Below are 13,826 nucleotides of genomic sequence, written 5' to 3'. Positions count from 1 at the left end.
CGCTGCCAACCGAAGCGTAAAAAGAGAATGCTACCCCAAACGTTCGAAGAGAGACCATTTCGAAAAAAGAAAAAAACCTCCAGAAAAATTGAAACACACTGATCTGAAGTAAGTGCCATTAGGCTAACGCCCTTCGGCTAATAAGTGATTACGGATCGGAAGTCACCAAAAACCAGATCAGCCATTAGGCGTTAGCCGCGGTTAATACTGATTTGTATAAGGTAGCGGTTTCCCGGATCACATTCATAACTACGAACTGGTTGTGGAGCCTGTCATCCGCTGCCTATAAAGAAGGTGTTTCGACGTACTGACTCGGTTTGTAGAGCGTCCGTGTGAGCCGAAAACCGATGGACCGGTAGAGGTTGATGGCAGGTTCGTTGTCGGCGGTGACTTCGAGATAGGCTCGTTTGACTTTGGCTTCGCGGAAACCGATCAGGCATTTCGTTACCAGTGCCCTGCCCAGCCCTAACCCACGATGTTCGGGGGTGATGCCAACGTTCTGGATCGCACCCATGATGCGGCTGGGAACAATGGCCTGAATCGTGCCGCAATCGACGGCGTCTTCATTGCCGGTTCCGTCCCAGGTAATCAGCCAGGTGCCTCGGGAGAGGAAGTTACGCTGACGGGAGATATCCTGCATCAGCTTGCGGCAGCCTTCATAATCACCCAGACAGGGAAACACACGGGCATCCAGTTCAGAGCGGAAGCTGTGGTACTTGGCGACAGCGTGGCGGTCGACGGTGGTCAGCTCCCAGGGACTCCAGCGATAACCTTCGGGAAGCGTGGTGTCTTCCAGTCGCGCGTGGGCCAGCTCGATTTCCATGCGAAATCTACGAAAGTATGTTTCGGTAAAATCCATGAGTGTCTCGCAGAATACGAGGAGCCGAACAGAAAAGGAGCAATTCATTTTCAATACTTAATTTTACCATTCTCTATACTACTGTCAATCTGGGGACGCTGATTGCCGACGAAAGCTGCTATTTTCTTCTCAGAACACGTGCATCGTGTCTGATGTGACTGATTGATCCGGTATGCCTGATCTGCCCAAAATGCAGATTAGGTCTGATTCTCGGGAAAAACTCTCAAATTGCTTTTAAATCGGTCTGAATTCACTCAAGTCGGCTGAAAAAACCGGAGTCGGGATTGTGGCCGATCTCAAATTGACAGCAAGTCCCTTAGTTGAAAAAACAACGGGAACTCCTAGAATGATTCATAAGAGATTGAGTTCATGTTTCCCGGTGAACATGGTTTTTCCCCGCCACTATTCCTTCCCTGTTTGGAGTGAGTCTCACAGTGACCGACAACAGTAACCTTGACGAAATGGTAAAACAGAACCAGGAAGCACTCGATGCCCATACCCGCGAGTCCGTCCAGTGGCACTTCAACCCGGAAACCGGTTCTCCTTACTGGCTGGAGAAAGCAAAATCATTCGACTTCGATCCGCTGACTGATGTCAGCTGCTTCGAAGATCTGAACAAGTTCCCGCTATTCGAAGACGACGAACTGCGCGGCGGTCCCCTGGATCGCTGGATTCCCAAAGCACTGCTGGGAAAACCGACCTACGTTTTCGAGACTGGCGGCACAACTGGCATTCCCAAGTCACGTGTTGTGATTGACGACTTCCGCATCGACTACGAAAACTTCAGCGATACCCTGCCTGATGAATCGTTCCCCAAAGGCTCTAACTGGCTGATGCTGGGCCCTTCGGGTCCGCGTCGTCTGCGTCTGGCTGTGGAACATATGGCACAGTATCGCGGCGGGATTTCGTTTTGTGTTGATCTCGATCCCCGCTGGGTCGTCAAGCTGATCAAAAAAGGCAAGATCGACGAAGTCAAAGAATACAGTGCCCACGTGATTGATCAGGCCATGGCGATCTTAGGAGCCGGTCATAAGATCAAATGTATGTTTACCACACCCAAGCTGCTCGAAGCGCTGGCCATGCGGCTGATGGATGAAGGTTCAAGCATTGAAGAAGCCGGCATCACCGGTATTTTCTGTGGCGGAACCGAATTCACTCAGCAGTGGTATCGCTTCGCCCGTGAAGAGCTGCTGGGCGAGAACGTTTATATCACACCCACCTATGGTAACACACTGATGGGGCTGGCCTGCGGCAAACCGTTCGACCCGGCTGATGATTACAAAATTACCTACTATGCTCCACAGCCGCGTGCGGCGATTCGCGTCGTCGATTTCGATGACCATACCAAGGTTGTGCCTTATGGCGAAACCGGACGCGTGAAGCTGTTTACCATGACCAAAGAGCTGTTTATTCCCGGCTTCCTCGAACGGGATGAAGGCGAACGCGAAAAGCCACATCCAAAGTATCCCTGGGATGGAGTGAGCGGCGTGCGTCCGTTCCACAAAATTGCCTCATCGACAACGGTGGGCGTTTATTAAACCACGTGTGCTCAGCGAAATTGTCTGTCGGCATGGTTTTCTGGCGTTCGATTCGTGTGTGCTTTGATGATAGATCTGATCTCTCTGCCGGGATGCGGGATCATAGACTGATTCGCATTATCTATAAAAAGGAAAACTGCCGTGTTGGAAATACCTGTAATTCGCTGGGGAAAACCTTACGAAAGTTTCGATCAACAGGAAGTCGTTCATTTTGAAACCGGCGAGCCATTAGCCAAAGTGCATCAGGCCAATGCCGGTCTGGTAAAAATGGACATGCGGAAAGCACAACGCGCCCGCGATCTGCTGCGGGAAATTCCGATTTCGAAACTGCTGGAGATCTGCAAAAAAGCCGCCGACCTCTACATGACGGCGGAACTACCGCTGGGCAACGGCACACAGACTCCCAAAGAGTTCTGCCGGATTCAGTCCGCCAGTACCGGGATGCCTGAATGGATGTGTGCCGGCAATATGAAAAAGGTTGCGTTCGTGCTGGAGCACATGGACGAGATCCTGGATTCTCTGACGCGCGGCCTGCCATTGGATATTCTGACCCGGGGTTACGGCAAAGAAGAACGAGGCGTGATGATGAGCTATCAGGCGAATTCGCCGGTACTCGGTCTTGTTCTGCCTTCGAATTCTCCGGGCGTACATACACTCTGGATGCCGATCCTGCCGATGCAGATTGGCCTGGTGCTGAAGCCTGGTTCTTCGGAGCCCTGGACGCCTTATCGGATGACCGAAGCGTTCTGTCAGGCGGGCATTCCCCGTGAATGTATTTCCGTGTACCCCGGTCCTCACGATGTGGGTTCGACGGTGACCGAACTCTGTCAGCGAGTCATGCTGTTTGGCGGTCAACAGACGATTGATAAATACAAGGCGAATCCTAATGTGCAGGCACACGGCCCCGGTTTCAGTAAGATTTTGCTGGGTGATGACGTGGTCGATCGCTGGGAAGATTATCTCGATCTGATGGTCGACAGTATCTACCAGAACGGCGGGCGCAGTTGTATCAACGCTTCCGGAGTCTGGGCATCACGTCACACCGAAGCGATTGCAGATGCGATTGCCAAACGGATCGGACCGGTCGGCCCGACTTCAATGACCGACCCCGAAGCGCCGCTGGCCGCTTTCACGATGACGGGCGCCGCCAAAGCGATGCACACGCAGATTGAAGAAGGTTTGAAGGAACCGGGGGTCACAGAAGTGACAGCGAAATATCGTGACGGCGAACGTTTGATCGAAATGGAACGTTGTGATTACCTGCGACCGACGATCGTGCATTGTGCCAGCACCGACCCTGCTCTGGCGAATACCGAGTACATGTTCCCGATGGCATCCGTCGTGCAGTGCGAGCAGAAAGACATGCTGAAGAAAATCGGCCCGACGCTGGTCTGCACGGCGATCACTGAAGATCAGCAGTGGTCACAGCAACTGCTGGATGCGACCAATATTGATCGCCTGAATATCGGGGCGGTCAAAACGAATGCCTTGAACTGGCTGCAGCCTCACGAAGGAAATATCGTCGAATTTCTGTACCGTGCCCGGGCATTCCAGAACGAAACTCCGGCGGCTCACTGAGCCGCTTTGCTCATGGCGGTTACGGAATCAGGCGGATTGCTCAACCGGGTCACTCGAAAGATTACGGACCTCATTGGCCAGTCCCTCCGGGGACTCAGTCAGCAGCCAGTCGATAATTCGCCAGTCAGACCAGCGGGGATCGGGATCACTCGATGGTCCGCCAATAAATCCCAGGTGCCCCCCATGTTCTGTCAGATACAGGGTGACTTTGTCATGATGGACCAGTCGGTCGATGACTTCCTGGTATGTGAATGCGGGAACAAGCGGATCATCCTGTGATGTAATGATCAGAGTCGGCACGTTGATATGCGAGAGCACTTCCGTCGGACTGCAGCGCGTGTAGTAATCTTCCGCCGAATCAAAGCCAGCCATCGGGGCTGTAAACTGATTGTCAAATTCCAGCAGAGTTTTGGGATAATTGGCCCCGGAAATTTTATGGGTGTGATTTTTGTACTGGTATGACTTGCGAACGTGTTTGATCAAATTCGTGACAAAGTGTCGTTGATAACGCCCAAATAATGGCTTGCCGAAAACTCTGACGCTTTCAGACAACTGCATCGGGGGGTTCAGGACCACGGCTCGGTCAACCAGGCCGGAAGTTTCCAAAGGACGTCCCAGATAGTTGAGCGTGATCGTGCCACCCAAAGAGAATCCGGCAATCCCGATAGGGGAACGCGGGCACATTTGTTCGATCCGTTCCAGCGCGATCTGCAGGTCCAGGAAGCTGCCCGCATGGTAGGGAGACTTTGCCAGCCCGGTGCCTGCGCCACAGCCACGCAGGTCCATCCGAAAGACCCGGACCCCTCTGGCATTCAACTTATGTGCCAAACGGATCATGTAAGAACTGCGATGACAGCCCGAAAGCCCATGCAACAGAATCACGACCCGGTCTCCTGGTTGCCAACTGCCGGGGCAGTCATCGTGCAGGATCAGCATATCATTATCTGGCAGGCGACAGCTGTGCTGCTCCGCCTGATACGGGGATTTTACGCGCGAATGAAACTGACCGACAATCGTCTGCAGATGCCTGTTTCGATAAAGTCGATGTGGAACAAACGGCGGAAAAACGAAATCACTCTTCATTAAGTATTGTCCTGCGAAACGCTCTCGGTTGTGACTGATCAGACAAAGGCGGCTGTGGTTGGCTTGATTGTCAGATCAGGAACATGAGCACGTGGAGGAAGCTGGCAAATCATCGTCACTGCAGCGGCTACGTCTTCCGGTTGCAGTATTTTCGCACGATGTTCTTTGCTGACAGGAACCGGACGCTCGTCCAGGATCGGGGTTTCCACTTCCCCTGGATAGATGGTTGAAATTCGAACTCCTCGATCTTTCTCCTCTTGAGCAACGGTTGTCCCCAGCGCAGACATCGCAAACTTCGAGGCATTATAGGCAACTCCGCCCAGCAGGCCAGCCCGAATTCCCGACACGGAACATATGTTTATAATCAGTCCGTCCTGCCGTTCCCGCATTTGAGGTAGAACTGCCTGCATACAGTTGAATGCACCGGTCGCATTGACTGTCATCAGTTTATCCCAGTCTTCCCCTGAAACCACTTCCATTGAGCGGTCTCGACAGTTAATGCCTGCGCAGTGTACGAGAATATCAATGTGTCCCAGTTTCTCGTTTGCCCAGTCAAAAAATGCAGTGACGCTTTCCCGGTCTGCGACGTCGATGGTATGAAAACCGATTTTTCCTTCTGCCTGTGCAGAAACGGCTTCCAGTGGCGCTTGGCGTCTGCCGCCCACAACCACATTGGCTCCGGCCTGTGCCAGACTCAAAGCACAGGCTTCTCCAATTCCCGTGCCTCCGCCGGTCACGACAATATTTTTATTTTCTAATCCAGGCATGTTCGAAGTTCTCATTCTGATGTCTATGGAAGGTGAGATGCATAGTCGCGAAAAGTTTTCGCCTCTGATCTCTCAATATTACGGAATCAGAGGGGAAAATGAAATGATGCGCCTGTGCAATCGAGGATGAAATCAGACTTCTTCGGCTGTGGGAGCCTTCGATATGCGCCGGGGCGGCGCGAAGAAAAATGCGAGCAGGACGATCAGGCCAAACAGAGAATAGCAGGCTGTGAATACCCAGGGTTCAACAGTCCCCTTGTCGATAAACAGCACCTCGTGGACCCAGTTCGCGATGAAATCGCCTTGGTAACTGGTTTCTCCGGCCTGTTTTCGTAGCCATTTTTCCAGTGTGGTCAGAGGGCAGATAATGCCTGCCACGGATTCGATCACCACAAACAGAATGGATGCCAGATGAATAATACGGAATTTGAAATTGCGAATCCAGTTCCAGCCGACAAATGCACCAATCGTGATCAGAACCTGTCCCAGCAGCACAAACATCACAAAGGCAAAATGAATCACCACAATCAAATCAGCGCTGATGCGAGAAAGAAATTGTGTATCGTGAAAATTCATATGTGTTTCTGTGGTCGAGAGAACAAGTAAACGAGGTTTAATAAAAGACGAAGACAGCTACTCTAATAGAGACAGGAAAAGTGCGTATTATTCCCCAAAAGAAACGGAAATTCTCAAGAAATAAATGTGAACAATCATTCTGTCAGGGAATGGATCGTCCATCACAGAGAAATTGTTTTCGCAGGAGAGGCCACAAATTATGAAGTTATTTGGATGCACTGGTTTGTGCATACGCGACTGATTTGTTATTCGCTATACTAATACGGGTACAAATTACTGTCTGTCTGTCGTGGCTTAATTTGAAGGAACTCCCGATGTCTTCTACCAGGCATCAACAACTTGACGAAGAGAAAAATCCGGTACCCGCGGCCGAGGGAACAATGCGCGCGGGCAATCGGTCTACCTTACAGTTGATGCGTAAAGTTCGTCGTGGGCGATTGCGGCTTCCCATCACGCTGAGTGTCGTATTGATGGTGATGAATGTCGCGCTGATGGTGTTCTGGATCATCCTGGCAGCCCAGATTTACTGGTGGACCGCTCTGGCCATTGGTACGGCCGTGTTTGTTCTGATTCTGGTCGGACTCTCTTTGTATCTGGTGCTGACGATTAAAGAAGTCAGGTTGAGTCAACGACAGTCGGATTTTATCGACAGTGTCACGCACGAACTGAAAACGCCGATCGCAACCCTCCGTCTGTACCTGGAAACGCTGCAGATGCGTACGCTGGCAGAGGAACAGCGCAGCGAATTTTATTCGACCATGAAAACAGAGCTCGAACGGCTCGATCATCTGATTACGCAACTGCTGGAAGTCAAACGCCTGGACGCGCTGGGGATGGAAACGGACCCTGAAGACATCCTGCTGGAACCGCTGCTGCGTCATTGTGCCCGCGTGGAATGTAATCGGCGCCAGGTGGAAGTTGAACAGATCTTTGAGTTTGACATGGAACCGGCGGTGATCCATACCCGGCGGATTTTACTGGAAATGATCTTTCGCAATATCATTGATAATGCCATCAAATACGGAGGCAGCGAACCGCAGATTCTGATTCAGATTCGAGTGAGTAAAGGGGGACGTGTGATTACACGTGTGATGGACAACGGCGAAGGCGTCGATCCTGAAATCCGCAAGGATATTTTTAAGATTTTCTATCGCGGAGAAAGTGAGTTGGAACGTCGGAAAACGGGAACCGGACTGGGGCTGTATATTGTGCGGACCCTGGTGCATCTGCTGGGAGGAAAAGTCACAGTACACGATCGACTGGACCAGCCCGGCAGTGTGTTTGCCATCGATTTGCCAGGGAGGGCCGAAACATGAAGTTGCTGGTTGTCGAAGATGAAAAAGCACTCGCGCAGGGATTGAAATTCAACTTCGAACAGGAAGGCTATACGGTCTTAACTGCAGAGGATGGACCGACCGCACTCAACTATTTTCAGGAGTGTTACGAGACCGACGATGAAAGTGTGGATCTGGTAATACTGGATCTGATGCTGCCCGGTATGAGTGGTTATGAGATTGCGAAAGAAATCCGTCGTACTGATGAAGTAGTGCCAATTCTTGTTCTCAGTGCCCGGGAACTGAGCGAAGATAAAGCATACGCTTTTGACTGCGGTACGGATCAATACATGACCAAACCATTTGCATTGCCGGAACTGCTCAGCCGCGTCAAGAATCTGCTCAAACGTAAAAGCCTGGTGAAACCGGCCCTGGCTCAAACGAAGAAGCTCCCCGTTCTCTACAAATTTGGAAATGTCATCGTCGACTTTGAATCGTTTGAGATCGAAGTCGGGGGAGAACGCAAAAGCCTGACCAATCTGGAACTGCGGTTGCTCAAATATTTCATTGAGCATGAAGGCATGGTTCTGACCCGCAGCCAGATCCTGGAAGACGTCTGGGGCGAGCAATCCGCCTTTGTGACAACACGCACCATCGACAATTTTGTACTGAGACTCCGCAAACTGGTCGAGAGCAATCCTGCTGAACCCGTGCACATTGTCTCGGTGCGTGGCGCCGGCTATCGCTTTATGCCGGAAGAAGCCGCTGAGTAGTTTCTGTGAACATGTGTCGTGGTTTCTTCACTGTTTTTTGCCAGAAAGGCTTTGAAAACCATGTTTTTTGTCACTTTGACACAACTTTGACAATTATATGACGCTTACCAGACACCTGATTCCGACTTCATGGGTAGAATTCCGGACAAGTGAGGAGATCGTTAAAGCCTGATTTCCTGCAACTATAAAATATCAGGTCCTGTTAAATATAAGATGAGGGCAATCATGTCGAGTGTCATTCTGGATCAACCTGCTGAAGAACAAACAGCTGCGGCATCCCAACCTAAGAAATCAAAAAAACGCGAAGAGCGGGAACAGATCATTGCCAAATTTCATAAAGAACATTTGCATTGGGGCAATGTCGACTGGGTCGTCCTGATCTGGATGGCTGGAATTCACATTGGCGCCGTCGCAGCGCTGTTCTTTATCTCCTGGCAGGCAATTGTGACCTGTCTGGTGCTGCACTGGGCTACGGCCAGTATCGGGATCTGCCTGGGTTACCACCGTTATCTGTCCCACAAATCATTCAAACTCAGAGCACCTGCAGAATTCTTTGTTCTGCTGTGTGGAGTTCTATCCGGTGAAGGCTCTCCCCTGACCTGGGCTGCGACACACCGTTTGCATCATCAGAAATCAGACAAGCACGGCGATCCCCACTCCCCGTTTGAAGGAAACTGGTGGTCTCACCTGCTGTGGCTGTTCGTCTACCGTGATAAAGAACTCAACGATAAATTCGCCGATCACTATATCCCCGATTTTAAAAATCGTCCGATGATTCAGTTCTTCGAAAAAACCTATCCGCTGTGGTTGATTGGTTCCGGCTTTGCCATGTACGGAATTGGCTACGCCATGGGTGGCAATTACATGGGCTGGTCGATGCTGCTCTGGGGCCTGTGTGCCCGGATGGCCTTTGTCTACAACTCCACCTGGTTCGTGAACTCGGCGACTCACCTGTGGGGCTATCGTAACTATGAAACCACAGATCAGTCCAAGAACCTGTGGTGGGTTGCCATCGTTGCTTACGGCGAAGGCTGGCACAACAATCACCATGCACACCCCTCCGTGGCACCCGCAGGTCACCGCAAATGGGAAATCGATATTACCTGGTGGTCGATCAAAGCCTTGAGAGCTATTGGTATGGCCTACGACGTCAATGATCGGATTCCAGAGAAGCATGCGGAACCGGAAGTTGATCCGGAACCCGGCAAAAACGGAATCCTCGTTACCAAATAATCGAGACAGATAACGAAACTGAAAGCCTTGGCTGGTGAAAACCGGTCAGGGCTTTTTTTATATCCGGAATGACATTCAGCAGGTCTGATGTTTAAGGGCATTGTTCCAGGAAACCAGGCCGTAAAACGTTTTCGCACCACTGTGAAGCCAGCAGCAGATCATCAAATTTGTCGGGATGCCCGATGATTTGAATTGCCAGCGGTAAGCCATCCTCTGTGACTGAGACAGGGATGGAAAGAGTGGGAAAGCCGGTCAGACTCCAGGGGGAGTTCATACAGGGGTTACCGGTTGTTGCAGGGTCGGGGGCCGGTCCCACGGTTGCGGGGGAAATCAGTATTTCCGCACGCGCAAAGCACCTTCGCATGACTTGCGAGATCAGATTCTGATAGTCCAGACAGGCTTCAAAGCGTTCCTGCGAAAGTTTCCTGCCCGCGTCGAGTACCTGGCTGATGGCAGGGCCGTAGAATTTCCCGTTCTGATCGTAGTCGGCGCCCATATTCTGTACCATTTCAAACTGCATCATGTCCCGATGGAATTCCAGGATCGATTCAAATTCCTTGGGCAGCGGGCAATCTCTGATCGGGGCGCCGGCGGTTTCCAGTCTGGTTCTGACTGATTTAAGTGCCTCTTGCATTGCTGTATCTGCCCTGCTTTCAAAGAAGTCAGTCAACCAGCCGATGCGAGGTGCAGCGGTCACCGGTTCAATCAACAGCGGCAGATAGGTGGCCTGATCGGTCATGCCATCCAGCAGGATGACCAGGTCAGCGACGGTGTGTGCGAGAGGGCCGATATGATCCAGATGATCGGAAAGCATGATCGATCCCCGGCGCTCGACCATGCCGAAAGTCGGTTTCAGACCGGCTACGCCGCAGAACGAAGCGGGCCTGGTGATGGAGCCACCTGTTTGCGTTCCGATGGCGGCCAGGCACATGCCGGCTGCGACAGCGGCGGCGGACCCGCTGGAGGAACCGCCGGGCGTATGCTCCTGGTTCCAGGGGTTCAGTGTGGGCGGAGGATCGAAACAGGCTAATTGTGTGGTTTCGGTTTTGCCGGGGAAGATCGCCCCTTCCAGACGCAGATTTTCTACGAGGGTGGCATCCTGGGACGCAGGTGATTGATCACGGCTCTCCAGTCCACCACGGGTGGGCATGCCTTTGACATCGATGATATCTTTGATGCCTACCGGGATCCCATGTAAAGGCCCGCGCCAGCGTCCCCGCTGCAGTTCCTGGTCCAGTAAGTCGGCTCGCTGAAAGGCAGCCTCACGATCGAGGTGAGCCCAGGCGTGAATGACAGGTTCTTTTTCTTCAATATTCTGGAAGCATTCTACCAGGAGTTCACGACAGGAGAGTTCACCGGCTTTAATCGCCTGCTGCACATCGGCAATGGTTCGGGGAGGTGTCTGGTACAGATTCATAATTCGTTTCTGATGTGGATGAGTGGATTATCGCAGTATTTTATGATTTTCGGCGATTCAGTGCAGGAAATCAAATGGCAGTGGGTTGACGATCAGGAATTTAGCTCCATAATGTATGGTTCAGGCGTTGAATCGCTATCAATCAGGGGCGAAAAGCTGTCTCCGAGTATGGTGGGGTAGTCATTGACCGGGTCAGATCTTAACCGAAGCAGCCCACATTGGTTTATTCCAGGTGTACGAGGAGGCAGCTTTTCGCCCCTTTTTATTGGACTGTGTCCAGTTTTACTGTCGCGTCTCGAGGGCCATTTGGACCGAGTCTAATCGATTGCGAGCGCTATGGTTCAATGCGATACGCTCTAAAAGCTCCTCATTCACGTTTCGATCGTAAATTGATTACCACCTCTCACTGGATAAACGGATCAGAGTCACTTATTGTAAGTGACTGAGCAGTTTGTTGCTCTTCGTTTCCCCGTTTCTTTGTCTCTTTCTGATTTCGATGTCTGATAACAGGTATGTCCAGTAAATCGATGCAGTATACAGTGTTGGCCCGTCGCTTCCGGCCTCAGAATTTCTCGGAAGTCGTAGGTCAGGGAATGGTTGCCCAGGCGCTGCAGAATGCCATTCGCGGTGACCGCGTGGCACACGCTTATTTATTTACCGGCGCACGCGGCGTGGGCAAAACTTCGATGGCCCGGATCCTGGCTAAAGCTTTGAATTGCCCCAATTCAAATGACGGGATCCCCTGTGGCGAGTGTGAAGTCTGTCAGAATATAGCCGTGGGCAGCGATGTAGATGTGCTGGAAATTGACGGCGCCTCCAATCGTGGTATTGATGACATCCGTTCGCTCAGAGCGAATGTGAATGTCCGTTCGATGCGATCAAAATATAAGATCTATATCATCGACGAAGTTCACATGTTGACCAAGGAAGCGTTTAACGCCTTGCTGAAAACGCTGGAAGAGCCGCCTCCGAATGTGAAGTTTATCTTCTGTACGACCGAGCCGAATAAGTTACCCGATACGATTCTCTCACGTTGTCAGCGATTTGATTTTGGCTACATCGAAGAGAACAGTATCTGTGATCGGCTGAAGCAGATTGCAGAAGCCGAACAGGTCAGCGTGGCGGATGATGCCATTCAGCTGGTCGCACGTCGCGCGGGTGGGTCGATGCGTGACAGCCAGTCTATTTTTGACCAACTGCTGTCATTTGGCGAGTCTCATCTGACGGCGGAAAGCGTGCACCGAATTCTGGGAACGGCCAGTGATGAACGGCTGATTGAACTCATTGACGCCTTGATTGAACAGCAGCGGGACGTGGCGTTGACACACTTCGATGCTGCATTGAATGCAGGCGTGCAGTTGAACGAGTTGGTGGATCAACTGCTGAATTATCTGCGGGATTTATCGGTGGTAGCAACAGGCGCAACACAGGTGACTCTGCTCTCGATCTCAGAAGCGAATCGCAGCAGCCTGCAGCGTCAGTCTGATGCCTGGGGGATACAAACCTGTCTGGCCGCTTTTCAGATTCTGAATGAAGCGCGTAATCGAATGTTTCGTGCCAGTCACGGTCGTGCTCTGGTTGAACTGGCATTAATACGAATGTCACTCCTGGAAGATCTGGACCTGTTGAGCCGTTTTCTGTCGTCAGGGGGACAGATTCCTGCAGCGCCCGCAGCGGTGCGACAAGCCCCTCCTTCCCTCTCTAAACCTGTGGTTTCTCCACCCGTTTCTGAGGCGCCAGCTCCTCCTGCAGTGAGCACTGAACCCCCGTCTGATCAAAAAAAAATTGAAAAAAAAAATGAAATTCAATCGTCTGTAGCATCAGAATCGATTGATGGTCCAGCTCCTGCAGTAGAAACTGTTCCTTTTCGGGCTGGAATGGAAAGTTTATTGTTGTCGCAACTCATTGAAAACACTGAGGATTTGTTAAAAGACTCGGTGAAAGGAGTGACGTCAATAGCAATTTCTGGGCCGAAACAGCTGGATTTACAATTCTCAAAGAGCTATAATTTCTCAAAGCAATACTGCGAACGGCCGGAAATGCTGGCCCGACTCGAAAAATCGCTGGAAAAGGTGGCAGGAGAACGGATCAAAATTCGTTTGATTGTTCTGGAACCAGCGACGGAAACCGAGAATGCAGAGAACAAACAAGACAGACCATCGATAGCTCAACAGCGAGCTGAACAGCGTGAACTGGCCCCTGCCACTGATGATTTTCTGCAGGAAGCCCTTTCCGTATTTAACGCGCAGAGTGTGAGAGTCGATGTTTTAAAAGTCCAGGCAGAAGAGAAAAAAGAGGATTCGTGACCATGTTCAAAGGACTGGGAAATATCGCCGGCATGATGAAGCAGTTTTCAGATATGCAGGGCAAAATGACGGAGATGCAGGACAAACTGGGGAAACTTCGCTTTGAAGGCTCTGCCGGTGGTGGAATGGTTAACGTAGAAGCGAACGGCCAGCAGAAGATTCTGGGAGTGAAAATTGACCAGACCCTGCTGGAGAGCGGCGACCGGGAAATGCTGGAAGACCTGATCACAGCAGCCACCAATCAGGCATTAGACAAAGCGCGCGAAGGAGCTGCAGAAGAAATGTCACAAATCACGGGAGGTTTGAATATTCCCGGACTGGATGAAGCGCTTTCGAAATTCAATCCTAATTCCTGAGCTGGCGCCCAGGGCCATTTGATTCGGTTTTCATTACGGATAGAAATCCGTCTATTTCCCGTTTTT

The 13,826-nt window shown here is 51.3% G+C and carries 12 protein-coding genes; 7 read left to right on the top strand and 5 right to left on the bottom strand.

Annotated features, from left to right (window positions below):
• Nucleotides 1-283: 283 nt before the first annotated feature.
• Nucleotides 284-823 (bottom strand): GNAT family N-acetyltransferase, encoded by a 540-nt coding sequence (locus Pan161_RS03940; RefSeq protein ID WP_145224286.1) that lies wholly within the window; start codon nucleotides 821-823, stop codon nucleotides 284-286.
• Between the two features lie 497 nt (nucleotides 824-1,320).
• Here Pan161_RS03940 and Pan161_RS03935 point away from each other — a divergent pair, with 497 nt between their 5' ends.
• On the top strand, nucleotides 1,321-2,397 hold the full coding sequence (locus Pan161_RS03935) for a phenylacetate--CoA ligase family protein (protein ID WP_145232494.1): 1,077 nt from the start codon (nucleotides 1,321-1,323) through the stop codon (nucleotides 2,395-2,397).
• Between the two features lie 141 nt (nucleotides 2,398-2,538).
• Entirely contained in the window at nucleotides 2,539-3,975 is a 1,437-nt protein-coding gene (locus Pan161_RS03930) for an aldehyde dehydrogenase family protein (RefSeq protein WP_145224285.1), read from the top strand.
• Between the two features lie 27 nt (nucleotides 3,976-4,002).
• Here the strand turns inward: Pan161_RS03930 and Pan161_RS03925 are convergent, their stop codons facing one another.
• The 3 genes from Pan161_RS03925 to Pan161_RS03915 all read right to left on the bottom strand — a co-directional run bounded on the left by Pan161_RS03925 (nucleotide 4,003) and on the right by Pan161_RS03915 (nucleotide 6,401).
• Nucleotides 4,003-5,058, bottom strand: a complete 1,056-nt coding sequence (locus Pan161_RS03925; protein WP_145224284.1) for a YheT family hydrolase — start codon at nucleotides 5,056-5,058, stop codon at nucleotides 4,003-4,005.
• Nucleotides 5,059-5,096: 38 nt separating this feature from the next.
• Entirely contained in the window at nucleotides 5,097-5,825 is a 729-nt protein-coding gene (locus Pan161_RS03920) for an SDR family oxidoreductase (RefSeq protein ID WP_145224283.1), read from the bottom strand.
• A 132-nt stretch (nucleotides 5,826-5,957) separates the two neighbouring features.
• Nucleotides 5,958-6,401, bottom strand: a complete 444-nt coding sequence (locus Pan161_RS03915; protein ID WP_145224282.1) for a DUF2784 domain-containing protein — start codon at nucleotides 6,399-6,401, stop codon at nucleotides 5,958-5,960.
• A 314-nt stretch (nucleotides 6,402-6,715) separates the two neighbouring features.
• On the opposite strand from Pan161_RS03915, the gene Pan161_RS03910 reads away from it, so the two are divergent.
• From Pan161_RS03910 to Pan161_RS03900, 3 genes are all read left to right on the top strand, one after another.
• Entirely contained in the window at nucleotides 6,716-7,717 is a 1,002-nt protein-coding gene (locus Pan161_RS03910) for a sensor histidine kinase (RefSeq protein WP_145224281.1), read from the top strand.
• Entirely contained in the window at nucleotides 7,714-8,448 is a 735-nt protein-coding gene (locus Pan161_RS03905) for a response regulator transcription factor (protein WP_145224280.1), read from the top strand. The genes Pan161_RS03910 and Pan161_RS03905 overlap by 4 nt, the downstream gene beginning before the upstream one ends.
• A 225-nt stretch (nucleotides 8,449-8,673) precedes the next feature.
• The gene (locus Pan161_RS03900) at nucleotides 8,674-9,681 is read left to right on the top strand and encodes an acyl-CoA desaturase (RefSeq protein WP_145224279.1); all 1,008 of its coding nucleotides are present in this window, start codon (nucleotides 8,674-8,676) and stop codon (nucleotides 9,679-9,681) included.
• A gap of 91 nt (nucleotides 9,682-9,772) precedes the next feature.
• Here the strand turns inward: Pan161_RS03900 and Pan161_RS03895 are convergent, their stop codons facing one another.
• On the bottom strand, nucleotides 9,773-11,098 hold the full coding sequence (locus Pan161_RS03895) for an amidase (RefSeq protein ID WP_145224278.1): 1,326 nt from the start codon (nucleotides 11,096-11,098) through the stop codon (nucleotides 9,773-9,775).
• Between the two features lie 512 nt (nucleotides 11,099-11,610).
• Here Pan161_RS03895 and dnaX point away from each other — a divergent pair.
• Nucleotides 11,611-13,404, top strand: coding sequence for a DNA polymerase III subunit gamma/tau (gene dnaX / locus Pan161_RS03890; protein WP_197995681.1), 1,794 nt, complete (start codon nucleotides 11,611-11,613; stop codon nucleotides 13,402-13,404).
• 2 nt (nucleotides 13,405-13,406) lie between these two features.
• Nucleotides 13,407-13,760: a YbaB/EbfC family nucleoid-associated protein gene (locus Pan161_RS03885; RefSeq protein ID WP_145224277.1), complete on the top strand. Its 354-nt coding sequence runs from the start codon at nucleotides 13,407-13,409 to the stop codon at nucleotides 13,758-13,760.
• Nucleotides 13,761-13,826: the final 66 nt, after the last annotated feature.

It is taken from the genome of Gimesia algae, from assembly GCF_007746795.1.
Taxonomy (GTDB): Bacteria; Planctomycetota; Planctomycetia; order Planctomycetales; family Planctomycetaceae; genus Gimesia; species Gimesia algae.
Note: the sequence above shows the minus strand (reverse complement) of the source record. Positions and strands in the feature narration are given on the sequence as shown.

What these genes read in the sequence shown, in the direction of transcription:
- dnaX (WP_197995681.1), top strand. Translation starts at nt 11,611, where the DNA reads ATGTCCAGTAAATCGATGCAGTATACAGTGTTGGCCCGTCGCTTCCGG.
- Pan161_RS03920 (WP_145224283.1), bottom strand. Translation starts at nt 5,825, where the DNA reads ATGCCTGGATTAGAAAATAAAAATATTGTCGTGACCGGCGGAGGCACG.
- Pan161_RS03900 (WP_145224279.1), top strand. Translation starts at nt 8,674, where the DNA reads ATGTCGAGTGTCATTCTGGATCAACCTGCTGAAGAACAAACAGCTGCG.
- Pan161_RS03940 (WP_145224286.1), bottom strand. Translation starts at nt 823, where the DNA reads ATGGAAATCGAGCTGGCCCACGCGCGACTGGAAGACACCACGCTTCCC.
- Pan161_RS03935 (WP_145232494.1), top strand. Translation starts at nt 1,321, where the DNA reads ATGGTAAAACAGAACCAGGAAGCACTCGATGCCCATACCCGCGAGTCC.
- Pan161_RS03915 (WP_145224282.1), bottom strand. Translation starts at nt 6,401, where the DNA reads ATGAATTTTCACGATACACAATTTCTTTCTCGCATCAGCGCTGATTTG.
- Pan161_RS03925 (WP_145224284.1), bottom strand. Translation starts at nt 5,058, where the DNA reads ATGAAGAGTGATTTCGTTTTTCCGCCGTTTGTTCCACATCGACTTTAT.
- Pan161_RS03895 (WP_145224278.1), bottom strand. Translation starts at nt 11,098, where the DNA reads ATGAATCTGTACCAGACACCTCCCCGAACCATTGCCGATGTGCAGCAG.
- Pan161_RS03905 (WP_145224280.1), top strand. Translation starts at nt 7,714, where the DNA reads ATGAAGTTGCTGGTTGTCGAAGATGAAAAAGCACTCGCGCAGGGATTG.
- Pan161_RS03885 (WP_145224277.1), top strand. Translation starts at nt 13,407, where the DNA reads ATGTTCAAAGGACTGGGAAATATCGCCGGCATGATGAAGCAGTTTTCA.
- Pan161_RS03910 (WP_145224281.1), top strand. Translation starts at nt 6,716, where the DNA reads ATGTCTTCTACCAGGCATCAACAACTTGACGAAGAGAAAAATCCGGTA.